The sequence below is a fragment of the Pseudomonas sp. NFXW11 genome (assembly GCF_049887815.1).
Taxonomy (GTDB): domain Bacteria; phylum Pseudomonadota; class Gammaproteobacteria; order Pseudomonadales; family Pseudomonadaceae; genus Aquipseudomonas.
This window is the reverse complement of sequence record NZ_JAGEKI010000001.1, coordinates 52,472-76,406: the sequence shown is the minus strand read 5'-3', so window position 1 is coordinate 76,406 and position 23,935 is coordinate 52,472. Positions and strand designations below refer to the sequence as shown.

Annotated in this window: 15 protein-coding genes; 8 read left to right on the top strand and 7 right to left on the bottom strand. The window is 65.0% G+C overall.

The features are described from left to right. Positions 1-250 precede the first annotated feature (250 nt). Together J4P02_RS00330 and J4P02_RS00325 are read left to right on the top strand one after the other, a co-directional pair. The gene (locus J4P02_RS00330; protein WP_426186390.1) at positions 251-1,009 is read left to right on the top strand and encodes a PIG-L deacetylase family protein; all 759 of its coding nucleotides are present in this window, start codon (positions 251-253) and stop codon (positions 1,007-1,009) included. Between the two features lie 174 nt (positions 1,010-1,183). After that, a complete protein-coding gene (locus J4P02_RS00325; RefSeq protein WP_426186387.1) occupies positions 1,184-1,873 on the top strand; it encodes an alpha/beta hydrolase in 690 nt (229 codons plus the stop codon). Positions 1,874-1,919: 46 nt separating this feature from the next. On the opposite strand, the gene glgB is transcribed toward J4P02_RS00325, so the two are convergent. The 3 genes from glgB to J4P02_RS00310 all read right to left on the bottom strand — a co-directional run bounded on the left by glgB (position 1,920) and on the right by J4P02_RS00310 (position 9,587). Further along, the gene (gene glgB / locus J4P02_RS00320) at positions 1,920-4,151 is read right to left on the bottom strand and encodes a 1,4-alpha-glucan branching protein GlgB (protein ID WP_426186384.1); all 2,232 of its coding nucleotides are present in this window, start codon (positions 4,149-4,151) and stop codon (positions 1,920-1,922) included. Continuing rightward, positions 4,148-7,486, bottom strand: coding sequence for a maltose alpha-D-glucosyltransferase (gene treS, locus J4P02_RS00315; protein WP_426186381.1), 3,339 nt, complete (start codon positions 7,484-7,486; stop codon positions 4,148-4,150). The genes glgB and treS overlap by 4 nt, the downstream gene beginning before the upstream one ends. 112 nt (positions 7,487-7,598) lie before the next feature. Continuing rightward, positions 7,599-9,587: an alpha-1,4-glucan--maltose-1-phosphate maltosyltransferase gene (locus tag J4P02_RS00310; RefSeq protein WP_426186378.1), complete on the bottom strand. Its 1,989-nt coding sequence runs from the start codon at positions 9,585-9,587 to the stop codon at positions 7,599-7,601. A gap of 206 nt (positions 9,588-9,793) precedes the next feature. Here J4P02_RS00310 and J4P02_RS00305 point away from each other — a divergent pair, with 206 nt between their 5' ends. The 6 genes from J4P02_RS00305 to J4P02_RS00280 all read left to right on the top strand — a co-directional run bounded on the left by J4P02_RS00305 (position 9,794) and on the right by J4P02_RS00280 (position 15,869). After that, on the top strand, positions 9,794-9,970 hold the full coding sequence (locus J4P02_RS00305; RefSeq protein WP_426186375.1) for a hypothetical protein: 177 nt from the start codon (positions 9,794-9,796) through the stop codon (positions 9,968-9,970). A gap of 51 nt (positions 9,971-10,021) precedes the next feature. Further along, positions 10,022-10,255, top strand: coding sequence for a DUF3203 family protein (locus J4P02_RS00300; protein WP_426186372.1), 234 nt, complete (start codon positions 10,022-10,024; stop codon positions 10,253-10,255). 208 nt (positions 10,256-10,463) lie between these two features. Further along, positions 10,464-11,879 (top strand): cytochrome c oxidase accessory protein CcoG, encoded by a 1,416-nt coding sequence (gene ccoG / locus J4P02_RS00295; protein ID WP_426186369.1) that lies wholly within the window; start codon positions 10,464-10,466, stop codon positions 11,877-11,879. Between the two features lie 172 nt (positions 11,880-12,051). After that, a complete protein-coding gene (gene mapR, locus J4P02_RS00290) occupies positions 12,052-13,461 on the top strand; it encodes a GntR family transcriptional regulator MpaR (protein ID WP_426186366.1) in 1,410 nt (469 codons plus the stop codon). Between the two features lie 540 nt (positions 13,462-14,001). Continuing rightward, positions 14,002-15,057 (top strand): hypothetical protein, encoded by a 1,056-nt coding sequence (locus J4P02_RS00285; protein ID WP_426186363.1) that lies wholly within the window; start codon positions 14,002-14,004, stop codon positions 15,055-15,057. 14 nt (positions 15,058-15,071) lie between these two features. Further along, positions 15,072-15,869, top strand: coding sequence for a PoNe immunity protein domain-containing protein (locus tag J4P02_RS00280; RefSeq protein WP_426186360.1), 798 nt, complete (start codon positions 15,072-15,074; stop codon positions 15,867-15,869). Between the two features lie 190 nt (positions 15,870-16,059). Here the strand turns inward: J4P02_RS00280 and J4P02_RS00275 are convergent, their stop codons facing one another. From J4P02_RS00275 to J4P02_RS00260, 4 genes are all read right to left on the bottom strand, one after another. Then, complete coding sequence (locus tag J4P02_RS00275) at positions 16,060-16,806, bottom strand: SDR family oxidoreductase (RefSeq protein WP_426186357.1); 747 nt, start codon at positions 16,804-16,806, stop codon at positions 16,060-16,062. A 166-nt stretch (positions 16,807-16,972) separates the two neighbouring features. Next, entirely contained in the window at positions 16,973-19,072 is a 2,100-nt protein-coding gene (locus tag J4P02_RS00270) for a putative bifunctional diguanylate cyclase/phosphodiesterase (RefSeq protein ID WP_426186354.1), read from the bottom strand. Between the two features lie 235 nt (positions 19,073-19,307). Beyond that, positions 19,308-20,801 (bottom strand): efflux transporter outer membrane subunit, encoded by a 1,494-nt coding sequence (locus tag J4P02_RS00265; protein WP_426186351.1) that lies wholly within the window; start codon positions 20,799-20,801, stop codon positions 19,308-19,310. After that, the gene (locus tag J4P02_RS00260; RefSeq protein ID WP_426186348.1) at positions 20,798-23,905 is read right to left on the bottom strand and encodes an efflux RND transporter permease subunit; all 3,108 of its coding nucleotides are present in this window, start codon (positions 23,903-23,905) and stop codon (positions 20,798-20,800) included. The genes J4P02_RS00265 and J4P02_RS00260 overlap by 4 nt, the downstream gene beginning before the upstream one ends. Between the last annotated feature and the right edge of the window lie 30 nt (positions 23,906-23,935).

Below are 23,935 nucleotides of genomic sequence, written 5' to 3'. Positions count from 1 at the left end.
CCTTCATCGCGAGAAAAAACCGTCTACCCTATGCAACGGCGCACCATTGGCACATAGGTCGTTGCCCCTCTGGGTCGACGGCGTGCCGCTGAGTATGATTGCGCAGCCAACACGGCGGACCAAAGGTATGGAACGCCGGTACTTCACATTGAGGCAGATGCCACGGAATCAATGTGCGTGCAAACCCAGGGCCGCTGCCGAACAGCGTTTGAGCCATGCCAGCGGCCCGGAAACAGGGATGTAGCCCCCCATGAAAGCCATACCCGCAATAGACAGCAACTGGCCCAGCCAGCTGTGGAACAGTGCCCGCAGCCTGGCCGACGTGCCGGCCATCAACCTGGCCAATCTGGTGCCTCCCGGGGCCCGGGCAGTGGTCGTTGCCCCCCATCCCGGGGACGAAGTGGTGGCGACCGGCGGCCTGTTGCAAGTGCTGGCCCACCATGGCCACCCCCTGCAACTGATCTCCATCAGCGACGGCAGCGCCAGCCATCCGGGCTCCGAGGTCTGGCCCAAGCGCCGCCTGAGCGTGTTTCGCCCCCAGGAAAGCGCCGAAGCCCTGCGTCGCCTGGGCTTGCCCCTGCACAGCCTGCAATGGATTCGCGGCGGCTTTACCGACAATGCCCTGAGCGAGCGCGAACAGCAGCTGGTGCCCTTTATCCGCCGTTACCTGCGCGACAGCGACGTGGTGTTCAGCACCTGGCGCGCCGACGGCAACCTCGATCACGAAGCCGTGGGCCGGGCCACCGCCCGGGCGGCGAGCCTGGTGGGCGCGGTCTTTCATGAAATCCCGATCTGGGCCTGGCACTGGTCGCCGCGCGAGGAACACCAGATCCCCTGGCACCGGGCGCGCAAGCTGCGGCTGGATACCTGGACCGTGGCCCGCAAGCGGCATGCGGCCCATGCCTACGCCAGCCAGCTGCAGGGGGAACCGGAAATCGGCCTGGAGCCCATCCTCTCGCCGGTGCTGCTGGAACGCCTGCGCCTGCCCTATGAAATCATCCTGATGTAGGCCGCTCCCAAGTGCCGGCCGGTGCTGGCGACGGCGGCCGGTGGCCATCGCCGCACATCAGAATCCGCGAAGAAAACGCCGCGCCCAGGCCCTCCTCGTCCATGCTGTTGCGGGCAGGGTTTGCGCAGTACGGCTAGCGGAGCCCCCCCTTTGCGGCATAGAAGGAGTCAAGCGATGAGCGATAAACCCACGATCGTCCTGGTCCATGGTTTCTGGGGTGGGGCCGCCCACTGGAACCGGGTGATAGTCGAACTGCTGAACCGCGGCTACGAGAAGATCCGCGCGGTGGAACTGCCCCTGACCTCCCTGGCCGAGGACGTTGCCCGCACTCGCAAGCTGGTGGCCCAGCAAGCCGGCCCGGTGCTGCTGGTGGGGCACTCCTATGGCGGCGCGGTGATCACCGAGGCCGGCCACGCGGCCAATGTCAAAGGCCTGGTGTATATCGCCGCCTTCGCCCCCGACCAGGGCGAGAGCCCCGGCGGCCTGACCCAGGAGTTCCTGCCCGCGGCTGCGGCCAACCTCGAGCCCGACAGCGATGGCTACCTGTGGGTGCGCCCGGAGCTGTTCCAGCAGAGCTTCTGCCAGGACCTGAGCGCCGAAGAAGGCCTGGTCATGGGCCTGACCCAGAAAGCCCCGCTGGCCAGCACCTTTGGCGACACCCTCGGGGCCCCGGCCTGGCGCGACAAACCGTCCTGGTACCAGGTGTCCAACGCCGACCGGATGATTGCCCCGGCCAATCAGGAACGCATGGCGGCGCGCCTGAACCCGCGCAAGGTGCTGCGCCTGGAGGCCAGCCACGCCTCCCTGGCGTCTCAACCCGGGGCGGTGGCGGCGCTGATTGTCGAAGCCGCGCAGGCGCTCTAGACACTCGCCACACCAGGCGCGCCCCGACTCCCTGGAGCAACCGGCGCTAGAGCTCGGGGCGCAGCACCAGCAACGCCAGCGGCGGCAGGTTGAGCACCAGCGACAGGGCCTGGCCATGGCTGCCCTGCTCTTCGCTCAGGGCCTCCCCGGCATTGCCATAGTTGGAACCGGCATACAGCTGTGAATCGCTATTGAGCAGCTCGCTCCAGCGCCCGGCCAGGGGCACGCCGACCCGGTAGCCTTGGCGCGGCACCGGGGTGAAGTTGGCCACCACCAGCAGCGGCTCGCCGGCCTGGCTCCAGCGCAGCCAGGCATACACGCTGTTGATTGCATCATCGCCAATCAGCCACTGGAACCCCTGGGGCGCGTGGTCCTGGTCATGCAGCGCCGGGTATTCGCGATACAGGCGGTTGAGGTCCGCCACCAGGCGCTGCACGCCGCGGTGCTCGGGGTATTGCAGCAGGTACCAATCCAGTTGCTGGTCATGGTTCCACTCGCGCCACTGGCCGAACTCGCAGCCCATGAACAGCAGTTTCTTGCCCGGGTGGGTCCACATGAAACTCAGGTAGGCCCGCAGGTTGGCGAATTTCTGCCAGCGATCGCCGGGCATCTTGTCGATCAGCGAATGCTTGCCGTGCACCACTTCGTCGTGGGAGATCGGCAGGATGAAACGCTCGGACCAGGCATACACCAGGCCAAAGCTCAGCTCGTTGTGGTGATGGGCGCGGTACACCGGGTCCTGCTGGATGTAGTGCAACGAGTCATGCATCCAGCCCATGTTCCATTTATAGGCAAAGCCCAGGCCGCCCTGCTCGGTACGCTGGCTGACCCCGGGCCAGGCCGTGGACTCCTCGGCGATCACCAGGGCGCCGGGGGCCTCCAGGGCCACCACATCGTTGAGGTGGCGCAGAAAGTCGATGGCTTCGAGATTCTCCCGGCCGCCATGGCGGTTCGGCACCCACTCCCCGGCCTTGCGCGAATAGTCGCGGTAGAGCATCGAGGCCACCGCATCCACCCGCAGGCCATCGACATGGAAGTGCTTGAGCCAGTGCAGCGCCGACGCCAGCATGAAACCATGCACTTCAGTGCGCCCAAGGTTGTAGATCAGGGTGTCCCAATCCTGGTGGAAACCTTCCTGGGGGTTGCCGTACTCATACAGCGCGGTGCCGTCGAACCGGGCCAGGCCATGCTCATCGCTGGGGAAATGCGCCGGCACCCAGTCAAGGATCACCCCCAGCCCGGCCTGATGGCAGGCATCGACAAAGGCGGCGAAGTCTTGCGGGGAGCCATAACGGGCGCTGGGGGCGAACAACGACAACGGCTGGTAGCCCCAGGAGCCGCCAAAGGGGTGCTCCATGATCGGCATCAGCTCGATATGGCTGAAGCCCAGTTCCTTGACGTAGGGAATCAGCCGCTCGGCCAGCTCGGCCCAGTGGTACAGCCGCGCCACCTCGCCGACGTCGTCCACTTCGCACTGCCAGGAACCGGCATGCAGCTCGTAGATCGACAACGGCCCGTCGGCTCGCTGGCGCTCGCTGCGGGCCTGCATCCAGGCCTGGTCCTGCCAGTCGAACTGCAAGGGCGCGGCGACTTTCGAGGCGGTGTCCGGTGGCAGCTGGCTGGCCAGGGCCAGCGGGTCGGCCTTGAGCGGCAGCACGCCCTCGGGGCCGAGGATCTCGTACTTGTAGGCCTCGCCAGGGCCCAGGCGCGGAATGAACAGCTCCCAGACCCCGGATGGATGCCGCAGGCGCATGGGGTGGCGGCGCCCATCCCAGTTATTGAAATCGCCCACCACCGAAACCCGCCGGGCATTCGGCGCCCAGACCGCAAAGCGCACCCCGGCCACGCCCTCGACGCTGATCAGTTGCGCCCCCAGGCAGGTGCTCAGGTCGCGGTGATTGCCCTCGGCGAACAGGTACAGGTCCATCTCGCCCAGCAGCGGGCCGAAGCTGTAAGGGTCTTCGCACAGCTGTTCACTGCCGGCCCATTGGATCCGCAGCAGGTAGGCCTGGGCGGTGCTGAAGTGGCCGACGAACAGCCCGGCCTGCTCCACCGCCTGCAGGCTGCCCAGCACCTGCTGGTGCTGGCGATCGAGCACCTGCACGCTCAGCGCGCCGGGCAGGAACACCCGGATAAACTGCCCACCGGCACCATCGGCATGGGGCCCGAGGATGGCGAACGGGTCCTGCTGTTCGGCCCGCACCAGCGCCTCCAGCGCCGGCGCTGCCGGGAGCAGTGTCGGTTGATGCTTGCCCTGTTCCTTGTTCGAGACACTCATGACTGCTCTCCACCACGCTCAGATTCGGAAAAGGGTTGCAGCTCAGTCAGCAGGCCCAGCATTCCGTGCAATGGCACATGCAGCCAGGCCGGCCGGTTTTGCGCTTCATAGGCCAGCTCGTAGGCGGCCTTCTCCAGGCTGCACAGGGCCAGGGCGGCCTCCGCTGCCGCCGGTTCCTGCCAGCCATGGGCAAGCGTAGCCGTCGCCAACCGATACGCCTGGACAAAGGCCTGGCGCGACTCGCCCAGGTAGCGTCGCAGCACCCTGTCACGCGCCGCGCCGGCCTCTTTCCCCCCTTCCAGCACCGGGGCCATGGCCGCCGCATACTCGAAGGAACGCAGCACCCCGCTGACATCCTTGTAAGGGCTGTGCCTGGCCCGGCGCTCGGCCAGGGGCCGCGCCGGCTCGCCCTCGAAATCGATCAGGTAGGCATCGCCCTGGATCACCAGCACCTGGCCCAGGTGCAGATCGCCATGTACCCGAATGCGCAGGCCACCCACCAGTTGCCTGGCCAGTTGCCCAACATGCTCGAGGATCAAGGCCTTGTGCTGCAGCAAGCGAGCCACTCGCTGGCGGTCGGCGCTGCCCAGTTGCCCGACCTGCTGTTGAAGCAGTTGCAAGCCGCGTTCCAGTTGCTCGGCCACCTGCAGGTTCCAGGCCTCGACATCGTCGGCGGTGCACCGCTGGGGGGCGAAATCCGGGTTGCCATCGGGCACTGCCAACAACTGGTGCATCTCGCCCAGGCGCTGCCCCAGCAAGGCGGCGAAATCCTCAAGTTCGCCCAGGGCGTTGTAATGCTGTTCCTGTTCGGACAGGGCATCGGCCAACTCATCGCGGATCGCCCGCTCCAGGTTGTTGCGGGTCCACTCCCAGGCATCGCCCTGATTGCTCAGGTAGCCCTGGGCGATCATCAGCAGATGCTCTTGGCCATTGTCCTCGCGGCGCCGCACCGAGCCGTACAAGGGTGCGATATGGGTAAAGCCGGCGGCGGTCAGGAAGGCGCTCATTTCCAGTTCCGGGTGAACCCCGGCCGAGAGCCGACGAATCAGCTTGAGCACCAGGCGCCCCCTCACCACCACCGAGCTGTTGGACTGTTCCGCCGACAGGTAGCGCACCTCGGACTCGGCCGTCAGCCCCAGTGCCGGCAAGCCCTCGCTGCCTTCGAAATACAGGGTGCCCGCGGCGCTTTCCAGGCGGCTCTGCGCCTGCAAGGCTTGCAGCACCTCATGCACGAAACTTTCAAGGACAAACCCATCGGTGATCAGGCCCACCTGGGGCCCGCGCCGCACCCGGGCCATGGCCAGTTGCTGGGGCAAGGCACTGTTGATCTGCTCTTCACGCAGAAAGCCCAGGGGCAATTGATAGCGCTGGCGCTGCCCGTCGCTCAGCACCTCGATTTCACACAGCAGCTTGGGCTGGCGCGGGTCGCCAAAACGCACTCCGTAAAGCAGATGCACCTGCTCGATGGCGGCGCCCTTGCCGGCGAACCAGCGACGATTTGGCAACCACTGCCCCAGCACTTCGTGCTCCAGACGGGTGCGTGCTGGCGCTTCGAGCAACTCTTCGAGGCGTTTCTTCAGCACCAGGGTAGTGAACTCCGGCAGGCTCCGGGCCGGCTCCACATGCCAGCTGGGCATGCGGTTTGCCGACGCCAGGACGAACCAGTAGAAACCGTAGGGCGCCAGGGTCAGCAGGAACGGCAACTGGCCGATGGGTGGAAAGGCGTTACCGCCAAGCATCTCCACCGGCACCCTGCCGGCGAATGCCGACAGGTCCAGCTCCGCCGCCTGGGCGCTGCGCGAGACATTGGCCACGCAGAGGATGATCTCCTGCTGGGCATCCGCCCCGGTGTATTCACGCAGATAGGCCAGCACCCGCCGATTGCTCGGCGACAGCATCTTCAGGCTGCCGCGGCCAAAGGCCCGGGACTGCTTGCGCACCGCCAGCAGGCGGCGGGTCCAGTTGAGCAGTGAATGGGGGTCGCCGGCCTGGGTCTCGACATTCACCGCGTGGTAGCCGTAGAGCGGGTCCATGATCGGCGGCAGCACTAGGCGCGCCGGGTCGGCCCGGGAGAAACCGCCATTGCGGTCGATGGACCATTGCATCGGCGTGCGCACGCCATCGCGGTCGCCCAGGTAGATGTTGTCGCCCATGCCGATCTCGTCGCCGTAATACAGGGTCGGCGTGCCGGGCATCGACAGCAGCAGGCTGTTGAGCAACTCGATGCGCCGCCGATCGCGCTCCAGCAGTGGCGCCAGGCGCCGGCGAATGCCCAGGTTGATCCGCGCCCGACGGTCGGCAGCGTAATGGTTCCACAGGTAGTCGCGTTCCTTGTCGGTGACCATTTCCAGGGTCAGCTCATCGTGGTTGCGCAGAAAGATCGCCCACTGGCAGTTGGCGGGAATCTCCGGGGTCTGGCGCAGGATATCGGTGATCGGGAAACGGTCCTCCTGGGCCAGGGCCATGTACATGCGTGGCATCAGCGGAAAGTGGAAGGCCATGTGGCATTCGTCGCCGTTATCGCCGTGAACATCGCCAAAATACTGCTGGGTGTCCTCCGGCCACTGGTTGGCCTCGGCCAGGAGCATGCGGTCCGGGTAGTGGGCGTCGATCTCGGCGCGAATGCGCTTGAGCACCTGGTGAGTCTCCGGCAGGTTCTCGTTGTTGCTGCCATCGCGCTCGATCAGGTAGGGAATGGCGTCCAGGCGCAGGCCATCGATGCCCATGTCGAGCCAGTAGCGCATCACCGCAAGCACGGCCTTGAGCACCTGGGGGTTGTCGAAGTTGAGGTCCGGCTGATGGGAGTAGAAGCGGTGCCAGAAGTACTGCCCGGCCACTGGGTCCCAGGTCCAGTTGGAGGCTTCAGTGTCGAGAAAGATGATCCGCGTGCCGGCGTATTGCTGCTCGTCGTCGGACCACACATAGAAGTTGCGCGCCGCCGAGCCGGGCTTGGCCTTGCGCGCGCGCTGGAACCAGGGGTGCTGGTCGGACGTGTGGTTGATCACCAGTTCGGTGATCACCCGCAGCTCGCGCTTGTGGGCCTCGGCGATAAAACGCCGGACATCGGCCAGGGTGCCGTAGTCGGGGCTGACGCCGCGGTACTCGGCGATGTCGTAGCCATCGTCGCGCCGCGGCGAGGGGTAGAACGGCAACAGCCAGAGGGTGTTGACCCCCAGCTCCTTGATGTAGTCGAGCTTGGCGATCAGCCCGGGGAAATCGCCGATGCCGTCGTCGTTGGAGTCGAAGAAGGACTTCACATGCACTTGGTAGATCACCGCGTCCTTGTACCAGAGCGGATCATTGATAAAGGTCGTGGAACGAGGTTTCTTGGCCATGTTCAACTCCTGAAAAAATCGATTGCAGCGCCCCGTAGGCGCTGGCTTGCCAGCGAAGGCGTCGGCCAGGCTTGCACCCGGCTCGCGGGCCTCTTCGCCGGCAAGCCGACGCCTACATTGGGGTAATGCGCCAGATGCCGAAGGGCTGGGTCGGCTCCAGGCGCATGAACTGGGTCTTGCCGTACCAGGTCCAGCGGTGGCCATTCATCAGGTCCTCGCCCTGGGTCGCGGCATCGTCGGCCAGGCCCAGCTCCCACAGCGGCAATTCGAAATGCGCCTCCTGGGCATTGAAGGGATCGAGGCTCACCGCCACCAGCAAAAAGTTGTCGCCGCTGCGCTTGCCGAAATACAGGATGCTGTCGTTCCAGGCGTTGTACAGCTTGAGCCCCAGGTGACTGTGCAGCGCCGGGTTCTCGCGGCGGATGCGATTGAGTTGGGTGATCTCGGCAATGATGTTGCCCGGCGCGTTGAAATCCCGCGGACGCAACTGGTATTTCTCCGAATCCAGGTACTCTTCCCTGCCCGGCAAAGCCGCCGATTCGCACAGTTCGAAGCCCGAATACAGGCCCCAGAGCCCCGAACCCATGCTGGCCAGCACCGCGCGTATAAGGAAGCCCGGACGCCCCGAGTCATGCAGGAACCCCGGGTTGATATCCGGGGTATTGACGAAGAAGTTCGGCCGAAAACAGTCGCGCAACGGCGCCCGGTTAAGCTCGCTGAAATAGCTGGCCAGCTCGCTCTTGCTGTTGCGCCAGGTGAAATAGGTGTAGCTCTGGGAGTAACCGATCTTGCCCAGGCGCGCCATCATCGCCGGGGTGGTGAAAGCCTCGGCGAGGAAAATCACTTCCGGGTACTGCCCACGCACCTCGGCAATCAGCCATTGCCAGAACGGCAGCGGCTTGGTGTGCGGGTTGTCCACGCGAAACGTCTTGACCCCCTCCTGGACCCAGCCGATGACGATATCCCGCAGCGCCAGCCACAGCTCAGGAACGGCCTCGGCGGCATAGAAGTCGACATTGACGATGTCCTGGTACTTCTTCGGCGGGTTCTCTGCGTATTTGATGCTGCCGTCGGGGCGCCAATTGAACCAGCCCGGATGCTGCTTGAGCCAGGGGTGATCCTGGGAACACTGGATGGCGAAATCCAGGGCGATCTCCAGGCCATGCTCGGCGGCGGCGGCCAGCAACCGACGAAAGTCCTCCCGGCTGCCCAGTTGCGGGTGGATGGCCCCGTGACCGCCCTCCTCGCTGCCAATGGCATAAGGGCTGCCCGGGTCGTCCGGGCCGGCCGTCAGCGAGTTGTTGGGGCCCTTGCGGTGGCTGCGGCCAATGGGGTGGATCGGCGGGAAATACAGCACGTCGAAGCCCATGTCGCGGATCATCGGCAGGCGCTCGTGCACATCACTGAAGGTGCCGTGCCGCCGGGGATCATCGGTAATGGAACGCGGAAACAGCTCGTACCAACTGGCGAACTGCGCACGTTCGCGCTCCACCTCCAGTGGGTACTCGGGGCTCTGGCTCAGGTGCGGGCGCTGATCGGCCTCAGCCATCAGTTGCCTGCTGCCCTGCTGCAGGAACAGCTCGACCTGCTGCTCATGGGGCAAGGCCTCAAGCTGGCGCTGCAGTTCCAGCAGTTGCTCGCGCAAGGCGTCGCCGCTGCGCTCGGCGGCCTGCTGCAGCTGCATCCGGCCTTCCTGCAACTCCAGGCCCAGGGGCACCCCGGCCTGGTGCTTTTTCTCCAGCTCGTGGCAGAAGCTAGCGTACTGATCGATCCAGGCCTGGATACAGAAGCGGTAGCGGCCCACCTGCAGCACCGGGAACTGCCCCAGCCAGCCGTCGTTGCCCTGCTCCTGCAAGGGCTGGCTGTGCCAGTCGGGTTGTTGCTCGTGGCGCCAGCACACCCGCACCGCCAGTTGCTCGTGGCCGTCGGCGAACACCTTGGCGCTGACCTGGATGCCCTGGCCAACCACCGCCTTGGCCGCGAACTGCCCGCCATCGAGCACCGGGCTGGCGTTCTCGATGGCGATGCGTGGCAGCAGCAAGGCCTGGGCCAGGGGCAGCGATGCCGGGTGTTGCACTTCGCTGGGGGATTGCGCGGTCATCGAGTCTCACTCCCTTCAGTCATGTCCACGACGCTCTGGTTACGGGGCGGCCAGCACCCCGCTGAATCAATCCACTTAGGTTCCGAGCCACGCGCGTCGGCGAAAGTTCACCGCGATTGCCCGGGCAATCGGTGGGAATCAAATCCTCGCTGTGGCGGTCCACCGAAAGAGCCCGTGCATCTGCAAGCACAAAGGAGGCCAGCAGCATGAGCATTCCGATTCCGCCAGAAACCCCCGATCCGAACATCGACCAGCCCACCCTGCCCCCCAGCGAACCGCAACCGGTGCCGGAACAGGAACCACCGGAAAACACCCCGCCGCCCAAGGGCGATCCACCCAGCGGCCAGCCGCCGGTGGTGGCCGGGCCAGGTCCTGAAGCATAGACAGCAACCGGGCCGGCACTGCTGTGCCGGCCATTGCCAGAGGTACTCGCCATGAGCCTGCGTATCGACAACCAAACCTGCTACTTCGACAGCGAAACCCTGCACCGCCAGTTGCCTGCCGGCGCCGTGACGGTGATCACCGACAGCGCCAAGGCCATGTCGGCGGTGGATATCGACGGCCAGCGGATCTACATCACCGAAGCAGAAGCCGACGCATTGACCGTAGCAGGCGCCCGCGACGGCCGGAGCCATCTAAAAGCCAGTACGGGTGATTCGGTGATTTGACTGATCCAGATCAGGGCCTCTGCCACAGGCCTGTGCCAGAGGCCTCCAACACCTTCCCCGGGGCACTTGCAGGGGGGTGCAGCAACTTGTCGCAGGGGCACGAAAGAGCCCATCTGATCCGCTTTTTTATCAAATAGCTGAGTCTGTTATGCAAACAGATCCATGGTCATAGTTGCCGGGCCTGATGGAGGCTGATGAGCGAACGACCATGAGCGAAAGAATCCCCGTCCGATTAGTAGAGAACTTCGAACCTTCACGCCCTAAACAGATGAAGACGAAGAGCACCGACAAGCACGTTTACACCCGTAGTTTCAGCGGCCTGTTCCGCACCCTGCGCTTGAGTGGCGCAGGCTTCCTGTTCCTGATGTTCTTCGGCACCGTGTGGCTGAACTGGGGTGGCCGCCAGGCGGTGCTCTGGGACCTGGCCGAAAGCAAGTTCCATATCTTCGGCGCAACCTTCTGGCCGCAGGATTTCATCCTGCTCTCGGCGCTGCTGATCATCTGCGCCTTCGGCCTGTTCTCCATCACGGTGTTCGCCGGCCGGGTCTGGTGCGGCTACACCTGCCCGCAAAGCTCCTGGACCTGGCTGTTCATGTGGTGCGAGAAGGTCACCGAAGGCGACCGCAACCAGCGGATCAAGCTGCAGGCCGCGCCCTGGAGCGCCAACAAGCTGGCCCGCCGGGCGATGAAACACACGCTGTGGCTGGCCATCAGCGTGCTCACCGGCCTGACCTTCGTCGGCTACTTCACCCCGATCCGCCCCCTGGCCCAGGAACTCCTGACCCTGCAAATCGGCGGCCTGAGCCTGTTCTGGGTGCTGTTCTTCGCCGGTGCCACCTACATCAACGCCGGCTGGCTGCGGGAAGCGGTGTGCATGCACATGTGCCCTTATGCCCGTTTCCAGAGCGTGATGTTCGACAAGGACACCCTGACCATCTCCTACAAGCCGGAGCGCGGTGAAAGCCGTGGCCCGCGCAAGCGCGATGTGAAACCCGCCGACGTCGGCCTGGGCGACTGCATCGACTGCCAGCTGTGCGTGCAGGTGTGCCCCACCGGCATCGACATCCGCGACGGCTTGCAGATGGAATGCATCGGTTGCGCCGCCTGCATCGACGCCTGCGACTCGATCATGGACAAGATGGGCTATGCCCGAGGGCTGATCGCCTACACCTCGGAACACGAGCTGCAAGGGGGCAAGACCCACCTGCTGCGTCCGCGCCTGGTGGGCTACAGCGCAGTACTGCTGCTGATGATCGGCGCCCTGGCGCTGGCCCTGGTGCAACGGCCGATGGTGTCCCTGGACGTGAGCAAGGACCGCGGCCTGTTCCGCGAGAACGCCCTGGGGCAGATCGAGAACATCTACAGCCTGAAGATCATCAACAAGACCCAGGAACGCCAGCAATACCACCTGGCCCTGGTGGACGGCGACGGCTTCGAGCTGCAAGGCAAGACCGAGCTGAGCCTGGCGCCGGGGGAGATCACCGACCTGCCGGTATCGGTGGCCATGACCACCGAGAAAGCCCAGAGCGGCTCCCAGAGCATCGGTTTCAAGGTTGAAGACAGTGATGATTCGAGCGTCTACGCCGTGGCCAAGAGCCGGTTTGTCGCGCCAATGAACCGCTGAGCCTCTAGAATGCCCGGGCACCGGCCGTCGCTCCCCAGGGGAAGCGGCACCGGGGGCCCGGGCCACGCCATGCTCGCTGCCGCCCTGGCCACTGCCCTGGCGGCCGAGCTTCCGACTTTCCTGCGCCCCAGAACACCTTGACCCGATGACCAGACTGGATCTTGCCCCGCAGATGAAACGCTACGAAAAATTCGCCGACGACATCGCCGAACTGATCCGCTCCGGAGTCCTGGGCCCTGGTCAGCGCGTACCTTCGGTGCGCTACGCCAGCCAGACCTACGGGGTCAGCCCGTCGACGGTGTTCCAGGCTTATTACTTGCTGGAGCGCCGCGGGCTGATCCGCGCCCGACCGCGCTCCGGCTACTTCGTCAATGCCCACGCGCCGAGCCCGTTCTCGGAGCCGGTGATCAGCAGCGAAGTCAATGAATCCACCGAAGTCGATGTCAGCGAGCTGGTGTTCTCGGTGCTCGACTCGATCAAGGACCCGAGCACCGTGCCCTTCGGCTCGGCGTTCCCCAGCCCGACCCTGTTCCCCCTGCAACGCCTGTCGCGCTCCCTGGCCAGCGCCAGCCGCGAGATGGACCCGCGGGTGGTGGTCACCGACATGTCGCCGGGCAACCCGCAACTGCGCCGGCAGATCGCCCTGCGCTACATGGTGGCCGGGCTGATGCTGCCGATGGAGGAGCTGTTGATCACCAATGGCGCCCTGGAGGCGCTGAACCTGTGCCTGCAGGCGGTGACCGAGCCTGGCGACCTGGTGGCCATCGAGGCCCCGGCCTTCTACGCCAGCCTGCAAGTGCTGGAACGGCTCAAGCTCAAGGCGGTGGAGATTCCCGTGCACCCGCGCGATGGCATCGACCTCGGGGTGCTGGCCCAGACCCTGGAACGGCACCCGATCAAGGCCTGCTGGTGCATGACCAACTTCCAGAACCCCATGGGCGCGAGCATGCCCGAGGCGAAGAAGCAGGAGCTGGTGGAGCTGCTGCGCCAGCACCAGGTGCCGCTGATCGAGGACGATGTCTACGCCGAGCTGTACTACGGCCAGCAGGCGCCGAAACCGGCCAAGGCCTTCGACACCGAAGGCCTGGTGATGCATTGCGGTTCCTTCGCCAAGAGCCTGGCGCCGGGCTACCGCGTCGGCTGGGTGGCGGCCGGGCGCTATGCGCAGAAGATCGAACGGCTGAAGCTGATGACCTCGTTGTGCGCCTCGATGCCGGCCCAGGCGGCGATTGCCGACTACCTGCAGCACGGCGGCTACGACCGTCACCTGCGCAAACTGCGCTATGCCCTGGAAGAACAGCAGAGCGCCATGCTGGCGGCCATTGCCCGCTACTTCCCGGCGCAGACCCGGGTCAGCCAGCCGGCCGGCGGCTACTTCCTGTGGCTGGAACTGCCGCCGCAGATGGACTCGCTGAAACTGTTCCAGATGGCCCTGGCCCAGGGCATCAGCATCGCCCCCGGGCCGATCTTTTCCCCGACCCAGCGCTTTCGCAACTGCATCCGCCTGAACTACGGCAGCCCGTGGAACGAGGCGGCGGAAAAGGCCATGGAAACCCTGGGGCGGATCGTGCGGTCGTTTTGACTGGTGGCCGATACGGCGTACTGCCTGTTCCATTGGCAGCTTTCGGCCTGCTCGAAACGGTAGGAGCTGGCTTGCCAGCGAAGGCGTTGGCATGAGCGACGCAAGGCTTGAGGGCCTATTCGCCGGCAAGCCGGCTCCTACGAAAAGCGCGTAAAACGCGCTTTGGCTCCAGCTTTTGATCTTGATCTTGCTTTTGATCTTCCTGCCCCTTCAGGAGGCCGAGCGCAGGCATTGCGCAGGGGGTAGCTCGGCATGGATGCCGAGCTAGCCGCCCCAGGCCATGGATGGCCTGTGGCGGCGTGCCCCCGGAGCAATGCCGGAGCGAGGGAACACCGAGCATTAGCGAGGTGCCGGATGCGGGGGCAGGAGCCCTTTGGTTACTTTGGGGCTTTTCCAAAGTGACCCGCTGTAAGAGCGGAACCAATTGCCGCAACACCCGCAGCAACGGATATGCACCCTCCCCAAAAAAAGCGCCGCTTGCCCAGAGCCCTCAATTCCTTCAGCATCCGCGCTTCATTTTTCCAGGGAAAGGAACACGTCATGGTCGAAGACCTGTATTACGACGACTACCCAGAAGCCAAGACCGAACTGCTCAGCGCCATCGAGCGCGGCCGCCTGCCGCTGCTGACCCAGGAACTCAACGCCTACGACTGCATCCAGGCGATCTTCGAACTGGACGCCATCAACAACCCCAAGGACGAGGAAGACGCCTTCTTCGACCTGGCCCTGGCCCTGATCGGCTGGATCCCCGGCCCCGGCCAGGGCTTGAAGACCCTGCTGCGCCTGATCAACCGCGCGCCCCAGCGCCATGCCGAAAAGCTCTTCGACATGATCCGCTACACCCTGCAAGCCTGTCGCTTGAAGACCAGCCCCGAACAGTTGCTGGAAAAGTGCCTGGACCCGCAGCGCCTGGCCGAGGAGTTGCCGCAAATCATCAACGGCGTGCAAGCCTCCACCACCTTCAACAGCCTCACGCCCCAGCAGCAGCGCCTGGTGCTGCACAACCTCAACGAAGCCCGGGAACACAGCGAGTTCCTCATGGTATCGGTGCAAAAGCGCATCGCCCCGTGGATCGCCGAGCAGCGCAACAACTCGGCCGCCGCCCACAGCAACGGCCCGGCCCTGGTGCCCAAGCCACAGTCCTCCCTCGAACCGCGCGCAACGACCATCACCCCCGCGCCACAACCCGCAACCCAGGACGCCGCAAGCATTGCCCAGGAGATCAACCAGGGCCTGGAACACCTCACCGGCGAAGGTCACTGGCTGGAGCTGAACCTGCACTACCCCAACCTGGAACCGGTGCCCGGCGCCGCCTACCGAGCCGTCTTCAGCGACGACTCGCAAGCCGAGGGCAACCTCGACGAAGAGGGTTTTGCCCGCCTGGAAGGCATCCCTGAAGGCCCGGTGAAGATCTACTACGGGGAAGACCCGCGGCCTTACCTGCGCCTGCCGATCCAGGCCCTGGCGGCCGACCCGCAGCAGTTGGAGGAAGAGCTGCAAGAGTTGGAGCTGGAACCGGCCGAGGTCGACCTGCCAACCCTGTTGCTGGAAGCCTCACAGCGCAAGGCGCCCTTCACCCTGATTCCCGTCTACTGAGGCCCGGCACCGAGATGAACCGCAGACAAGTGTTTCTCAGCCACAAGCAGTACCACAGTCAGCTCGAGATCCTCGCCGGTGAAGAAGCCCATTGGCAGACCCACTCGTTGATGGCCGACAGTCCCGAGCAGGAAGCCTCCCTCAAGGCCTGGAATGTCCAGCATGCACGCCTGCACCACCTGATTCTCGGCTACACCGGTGGTGCGCCCATGGAACAGCTGGCCCAGGAGCTGGATGGGGTGATCGACAGCTACGAGGACTACCAGCGCAAGCTGGAGCGCTATGAGGAACGGCCAGGCATCGCGCCTCTGAATATCGAGGACTACCCCCACGATTACGAGGAATACGTGCAGGTGCTCAGCCTGTGCATCCTGCTGCAACGCAGCGACCTGCTGCCGCGCATGGCGCTGTTGCAGGACCGCGCCGGCTTCCACGGCGAAGACACGCTGGTCGAAGACCTGCTCAAGCCCTACCTGCCTGATCGCGAGGATGTTGACGAGTGGTATCACCACGTCTATACGCCGCTGGTCCATGCCATCTACAGCCAGGACCCGGACGAGCCCCGGGAACTGCTGGTGGAGTACTGCAACCAGTGGTACCTGGCCTTCGAGCATGCCCCCTGGCATGACACCCATCTCAACGGCGACGAGGGTTCCTACACCGGCTACTGGGCCTTTGAAGCCGCCGCGGTGGCCTACCTCTACGGCCTGGACGACAGCGCGGTCAAGCACATGGTCTTCCCCCGGCACATGCTCGAATACGCCCGGCGCTTTACCCCGCCGCCGATTCCAGAACTTGCTGAGCAGGACTGAACGGCGCCAGGGCCCTTTCGCCGGCAAGCCGGCTTCTACGAGAAGGTTGGGGTATCTCGGGCCATCGTAGGAGCGAGCTTGCTCGCGAAAGCGGTCGCAAGAGCGATGCAAGACTCCCGGGCCTCTTCGCCGGCAAGCCGGCTCCTACGAGAGGGGGCCGGGCGCACAAAAGCCCGGGCGCCGGCCAGGCTCAGCGGCCGCCACCCAGGTCGACGAAGGTACCGGTGGCGTAGGAAGCCTTGTCCGAGAGCAGCCAGACAATCGCCTCGGCCACTTCGTCAGGGCGCCCGCCGCGGCCCATGGGGATTGCCGATTCCAGCTTGCTGACCCGATCGGCATCGCCGCTCAGGGCATGGAAGTCGGTGTAGATATAGCCCGGGCGCACCGCATTGACGCGGATGCCCTCGCCCGCCACTTCCTTGGACAGGCCGATGGTGAAGGTGTCCAGGGCGCCCTTGGAGGCGGCGTAGTCGACGTACTCCCCCGGCGAACCCAGGCGTGCCGCCACCGACGACACATTGACGATGCTGCCGCCCTGCCCGCCATGGCGCGGCGACATGCGCAGCACCGCGTGCTTGGCGCAGAGGATCGGCCCCATGATGTTGGTCTTCATGATTTTCTGGATGCGGAACTCGGACATTTCGTCCAGGCGCGACTTGTGGCCCACGGTCCCGGCGTTGTTGACCAGGGCCGTGACCCGCCCCAGTTCGCTGTCGACCCGGTTGAACAGGCCGATCACTTCATCCTCGATACTCACGTCGGCGCGTACCGCGATGGCCTGGGCCCCCAGGTCGCGCAGTTGCTCGAGCACCTGCTGGGCGGCCTGCTCGTCGGCCTGGTAGTTGATGCACACCTTGAAACCCTGTTGCGCGGCCAACAACGCCGTGGCCGCGCCGATTCCCCGCCCGCCACCGGTGATGACGATGACTTTATCCATGCTGCCGACTCCCTCGCTGATCAATTCAACGCGAGCCATTAAACACCCCACCGCCAGCGATTTAAACCGCCATATCCCGCCTGCCCGGGCCATTGGCCCGTGGATCAGGGGTGCGTTGCGGCGCCAGGCCCCAGGCGGCGGGCCCTGAAGCCCCAATGTATCGGGCTCAGAGGCCGTTCAGCGTCTCGGGCAGCGCGGCTTGTTCGCCCTGGCGGATCACCTGCATAAAGCCTTCGGCCGGCAGCGGATGGCCAAGGAAATAACCCTGCAGCGAATCGCAACCCAGTTGGGTGAGGAAGCTCTGCTGCACGCCGGTTTCCACGCCCTCGGCAACGATGCGCAGGCCCAGGGCCTGCCCCAGGGCGACTATCGCCGAAACGATGGCGGCATCGTCGCTGTCCTGCTCCAGGTCGCGGACGAAACCGCGGTCGATCTTCAGCTCGTTGGCCGGCAGGCGCTTGAGGTACATCAGGCTCGAATAGCCGGTGCCGAAGTCGTCGATGGACAGGTCCACGCCCATGTCCGCCAGCTGTTGCAGCACGATCAGGCTGACATCGGCGTCGTGCATCGCCGTGGTCTCGGTGATCTCCAGGGTCAGGTTGTTGGCCGGCAACTGATAGCGCTCCAGGGCCGTGGCCACGCTCTTGACCAGGCCCACATGGCAGAACTGCACGGCCGAAAGGTTCACCGCGATGCGCCAGTCGGTGTAGCCCTGCACATACCACTCGCGCATCTGCCGGCAGGCCTCGTTCAGCACCCAGTCGCCGATGGCGATGATCAGCCCGGTCTTTTCCGCCAGCTCGATGAACTTGTCCGGCAGCATCAGGCCATGCTGCGGGTGCTGCCAGCGCAGCAGCGCCTCGGCCCCCACTGGCCGGCCATTGAGCGCATCGAACTTGGGCTGGTAGTGCAGGCAGAACTGATGCTGCTCCAGGGCGTTGCGCAAATCCTGCAGCAGTTGCAGCTGGCGCCGGGCGTTGCTGTTCATCGAGGCGTCGAAGAAGCTGTAGCCGTTCTTGCCGGTGCCCTTGGCGTGGTACATCGCGGCGTCGGCATTCATCAGCAGTTCCTGGGCGGTGTAGCCGTTGCCCGGGTACAGCGCAATACCGATGCTGGCGGAAATCTGCAACTCATGCTCGGCCACCCGGAACGAGCGCGACACCAGGCCCACCTGGCGCGCCGCCAGGCGCAGGGCATCGTCCGGCTCGCCCAGTTGCACCAGCAGCACGAATTCATCGCCGCCGATTCGCGCCAGGGTGTCTTCGCTGCGCAGGTCCTCACGCAGGCGCAGGGCCACCTCGCGCAGCAACTGGTCGCCCATATGGTGGCCGAAGGCGTCGTTGACCGGCTTGAAGCCGTCCAGATCGATGAACATCAAGGCAAAGCAGCCGCCATGGGCCGTGACCCGGTGCATGGCCTGGTCGATGCGATCGGCCAGCAGGATGCGGTTGGGCAAGCCGGTCAGGGTGTCGTGCAGGGCCAGTTGGGTGAGTTCCTTGTTGGCCTCGGTCAAAGACTGCGCCAGCACCGCAGTGCGAGCCTCCAGCCGGGCATCCAGCACCGAGGTCAGCAAGGCGATCACCAGCACCGCCAGGGTGGTGATCAGCACCAGGTTGTCCAGGCCCTTGCCGCTCAGGCCGGTGCCCAGGGCGCCACAAAAGCTGCCGTCGGTAAAACGTGCCGCGGCCATGCCGGTGTAGTGCATGCCGACAATCGCAAAGCCCATGAGCACCGCCGCACCGATGCGCGCCAGGCGCACATAGGGGGTGTTGCGACGCAGGTGGAAGGCGATCCACAACGCCGCCAGCGAAGCGCCGAAGGCAATCAGCAGCGAGGCGCCGAACAGCCCCGGGTCATAGTCGATGCCCGGCTGCATGCGCATGGCCGCCATGCCGGTGTAGTGCATGCCGCTGATGCCCGAGCCCATGATCAGGGCGCCGAACAGCAGTTGCACCAGCGGCAGGCGCGGCTGGCTCACCAGCCACAGGGCGAAGCCGCAGGAGAGGATCGAGATCAGCAGCGACAAGGCGGTCAGGCCGATGTCGTAGCCCAGGGGGATCGGCAGTTCGAAGGCCAGCATGCCGATGAAGTGCATCGACCAGACACCCACCCCCATGGCCAGGGCCCCGCCGAACATCCACAGTAAGGCGGCGCGGCCACTGGTGGTGGTGATGCGCCCGGTCAGGTCTAGTGCGGTATAGGAGGCCAGAATCGCCACGAAAATGGAGATCAGAACCAGAGCGGAAGAGTAACTACCGATGAGCATGGGGCATCTCGTGGCCGTTGTGCCGACATCCCTGCGCGGCGGCAAAAGCGCAGATTGTACTGATTGCGCACAAGAACGCATCCCCCAAACTTAGCAAAAAGCCATTAGTCGGACAGAACGCTCTATTTCACCCCTCCAAGACCTTACAGCCCTTGTGGGCATGGGCTTTGCGGCGCATCGGCCACTCACACAAAACCCTTCTGAAAGGCCCGGTCAAGGCCCCGTCGGGCACAGGCTATGGCTGCTCGCTGGCCTGTAACAAGCCATCCCAACCACCGCCCATGGCGGCAATCAACTGCACACTGGCAATCAGCCGGCTCTGCAACAGGCTGAGCACGCTGCGTTCGTTGCTCAGGGCAGTGGTCTGGCTGGTGACCACGTCCAGGTAGGCGATCAGCCCGGCCTTGTACTGGTTCTCGGTCAGGCGCAGGGCCTCGCGGGCCGAGTCCAGGGCTTGCTGGCGCACCCCCGCCTCATCCTCCAGGACCTTGAGCTGGACCATGTAGTTCTCCACCTCGCGGAAACCGTCGAGCACGGTCTGCCGGTACTTGGCCACGGTCTGGTCGTACACCGCTTCGGTGCGATCCACCTCCGCCGAACGCTGGCCGCCGTCGAACAGGGTCATGGCCAGTTTCGGCCCCACCGACCAGAAGCGGTTCGGCAGGCTGATCCAGTCGGCGTAGGTGCTGCTGCTGTAGCCGCCGGCCAGGCTCAGGGTCAGGTCCGGGTAGTAGGCGGCCTTGGCCACGCCGATCTTGGCGTTGGCGGCGATCACCGAGCGCTCCGCCGAGGCGATGTCCGGGCGCCGCTCCAGCAATTGCGAGGGCACCGCCAGTGGCACCTGGGGCAAGGCCGGGATGGCCTGGCTCTCGGCCAGGTTGAATTCCGCCGGCGGCAGGCCGATCAGCACGGCGATGGCGTTCTCGAACTGCGCCCGCTGCCAGATCAGGTCGATCAGGTCGGCCTGGGTGCTTTTCAGCTGGGTCTGCGCCTGGGCCACCGCGTCCTTGCCGGAAACCCCGGCCTGGTACTGGTTCTGGGTCATGGTCAGGGAGCGCTCGTAAGCCGCCACCGTGGCCTGGAGCAAACGCTTCTGCTGGTCGATCACCCGCAGTTGCAGGTAGTTCTGCACCAGCTCCGACTGCTGGCTCAGGCGCATGGCCGCAAGGTCAGCGAAGCTGGCCTCGGCGCTGGCATTGTTGGCTTCCAGGTCACGCCGCAGCTTGCCCCACACGTCGGCTTCCCAGCTCACCCCCAACTGGGTGTTGTAGGTGTCGCGGATACCGCTACTGGAGCTGCTCAACCCCGAACTGCTGCTGCCGGTGCCCTGGCTGGCGCGGGTCTTGCCGGCGCTGAGGTCGACGCTGGGGAAGAACGCCCCCCGCGAGCTCTGCACCAGGGCCCGGGCCTGGCGGTATTGGGCTTCCGACTGGGCGACAGTCTGGTTGGCGCTGTTGAGCTTTTCGACCAGGCCATTGAGCTGCGGGTCGCCGTACAGCTCCCACCAGGCGCCACGGGCCAGAGCATCGCTGGGGTTGGCCTGGCGCCAGCCCTGGGCCTCTTTGTACTGCGCAGGCTCGGCCAACTGCGGGCGTTGGTAGTCGGGACCGATGGCGCAGGCGCTGAGCAGCAGCACGCACAGGCCCAGGCTCAAGGCACGCGAACCCCGGGCCATGGCCAGGCGCTGGGCGGACAGCAGAGTAACGGGACGGGACGATTGGTCGGTCATAACGGCGTTTCCAGAGCAGCATCGGTACGGACCCCACGCCAGTGGTTGAACTTGTGGCGCAGGCGATCCAGATAGAGGTAGACCACCGGGGTGGTGTAGAGGGTCAGCACCTGGCTGAAGACCAGGCCGCCAATGATGGTCAGGCCCAGGGGCTGGCGCATTTCCGAACCTTCGGCGCCGCCCAGCAGCAAGGGCAAGGCACCAAGGATGGCCGCCAGGGTGGTCATCAGGATCGGCCGCAAGCGTTGCAGGCAGGCGCTACGGATCGATTGCAGCGGGTCCAGGCCCTGGTGGCGCTCCAGCTGCAACGCCAGGTCGATCATCAGGATGGCGTTCTTCTTCACCACGCCGATCAGCAGGAACAGCCCCAGCAACGAGATCAGGCTGAACTCGCCGCCCAGCACGTAGATCGAGAGCAAGGCGCCAACGCCGGCCGAAGGCAAGGTGGAGAGGATGGTCAGCGGGTGAATGTAGCTTTCATACAGCACCCCCAGCACCAGGTACACCGCCAGCAACGCGCCGAGAATCATGAACGGCTGGCTCTTCTGGGTGGCGGCGAAGGCGTCGGCGGTGCCGGCCATCTTGACGATCACATCCTCGGGCATGCCCAGCTTGGCAATCGCCCGTTCGATGGCGGCGGTGCCCTGCTCCACGGTCACGCCCTCGGCCATGTCGAAGGAAATGCTTTCCGAGGCGAACTGCCCTTCATGGCTGACCCGGTCGTCTTCCAGGCTGTTTTCATAGTGAGCGATGGCCGACAGCGGAATCCGCGCACCGGCGCTGGTGATCACTTGCACCTGGTTCAGGGTGATCGGGTCCTGGGCGTATTTCGGATTGACCTCCATCACCACCTGGTACTGGTTGAGGCTGTCGTAGATGGTGGAGATTTGCCGCTGGCTGTAGGCGTTGTTGAGCACCGCGGTAACCATGTTCATGTCCACCCCCAGGCGCTTGGCCTGGTCGCGGTCCACCACCAGGGTCACCTGTTGGGCGCCGCGACCTTCGCGGGCATCGATGGCAGTGAGTTCCGGCAAGGCGCGCAGCGCGGTCACCACTTTCGGGTACCACTGGCGCAGCTCACCCAGGTCGCCGCTCTGCAGAATGTAGGAATACTGCGAGGTGGTCTGCTCGCGACCGCCGCCGAACTGCAGGTCCTGGTCGGCCATCAGCATCAGCTGGGCGCCGGGCACCTTGGGCATTTCCTTGCGCATGCGCTCGATCACCTTCTGCGCGGAAATATTGCGCTCCTTGATCGGCTTGAGGCGCACCAGCATAAAAGCGTTGTTGGTGCCGTTGTTGCCACCGATAAAGCCGGCCACGCTTTCCACCGCCGGGTCCTTGAGCACGGCGCGGCGGAAGGTTTCCATCTTCGGCTGCATCACGCTGAAGGACAGGCCATCGTCGCCGCGCACGAAACCGATCAACTGGCCGGTGTCCTGCTGCGGCAGGAAAGTCTTGGGCACCACCACATACAGCGCCACGTTGACCCCGATGGTCAGCAGCAGGCTGAACAGGGTCAGGCGCTTGTGCCGCAGCACCCAGTCCAGGCTGCTGGCGTACTTGCCCACCATCCATTCGTTGCAGCCTTGGCTCCAGCGCTGCAGGCGGTTCTCCTGGCCCGGGACGTGGGGCTTGAGCCAGCGCGCGCAAAGCATCGGGGTGAGGGTCAGGGACACCACCAGGGAGACCACGATGGCCGCCGCCAGGGTGATGGAGAATTCGCGGAACAGGCTCTCGATGATGCCGCCCATAAACAGGATGGAGAGGAACACCGCCACCAGCGAGACGTTCATCGACAGCAGGGTGAAGCCCACCTCCTTGGCCCCCAGGTACGCCGCCTTGAGCGGCGCTATGCCTTCGTCGATATGCCGGGAGATGTTCTCCAGCACCACGATGGCATCGTCCACCACCAGCCCGGTGGCGAGTATCAGCGCCATCAGCGACAGGTTGTTCAGGGAAAAACCATAGAGGTACATGATGGCGAAGGTGCCCACCAGCGACACCGGCACCGCCAGGGTGGGGATCACCGAAGCGCGGAAATTGCCGAGGAACAGGAACACCACCAGGATCACCAGGGCCACGGCGATCAGCAGGGTCATCTCGGCCTCGTGCAGGGTGGCCTTGATCACCGGCGAGCGGTCCATGGCCAGGTTGAGCTTGACGCTGGCCGGCAGCACCGCCTGCAAGGCCGGCAACTGGGCCTTGATCTCGTTCACCGTCTCGATGATGTTGGCCCCCGCCTGGCGGTTGATCACCAGCAGCACCGCCGCGTCGTCGTTGAAGAAACCGCTGTTGTAGCGGTCTTCCACGCCATCGCTGACCTTGGCCACATCCTTCAGGCGCAGGGCCGCGCCGTTGTTGTAGTGAATGATCAGCGGCTCGTAGTCCCGGGCCTTCTCCAACTGGTCGTTGGCCTGGATCTGCCACAGCCGCTGCTCATCCTCCACCGAGCCCTTGGGCCGGCGCTGGTTGGCATTGGCAATGGCGTTGCGCACGTCGTCCAGGGCTACGCCGTACTGGTTGAGCAACTGCGGCTCGAGCTCGATGCGCACCGCCGGCAAGGAGCTGCCGCCGACCTGCACTTCGCCCACGCCCTGCACCTGGGACAGGCTCTGGGACAGGATGGTCGAGGCCAGGTCGTAGAGCTGGCCCTTCTGCAGCACATCGGAAGTCAGCGACAGCACCATGATCGGCGCCTGGGACGGGTTGACCTTCTTGTAGGTGGGCATGCTGCGCATGCCGCTGGGCAACAGGTTGCGCGAGGCATTGATGGCCGCCTGCACTTCCCTGGCCGCGCCGTTGATGTCGCGGTCCAGGTCGAACTGCAGGATCACCCGGGTCGAACCCTGGCTGGAACGGCTGCTCATGGTGTTGACCCCGGCTATCGCGCCGAAGGAGCGCTCCAGGGGCGTGGCCACAGTGGACGCCATCACCTCGGGGCTGGCCCCCGGCAGGCTGGCCTGGACCACGATCACCGGGAAATCCATCTGCGGCAGCGGTGCCACCGGCAACAGACCGAAGCTGACCCCGCCCAGCAGCATGATCGCCAACGACAGCAGCATGGTCGCCACGGGGCGTTTGATGAAGGGAGCCGAGAGATTCATGGGCGACCGCTCCAAGTTTCAAGCTGCAAG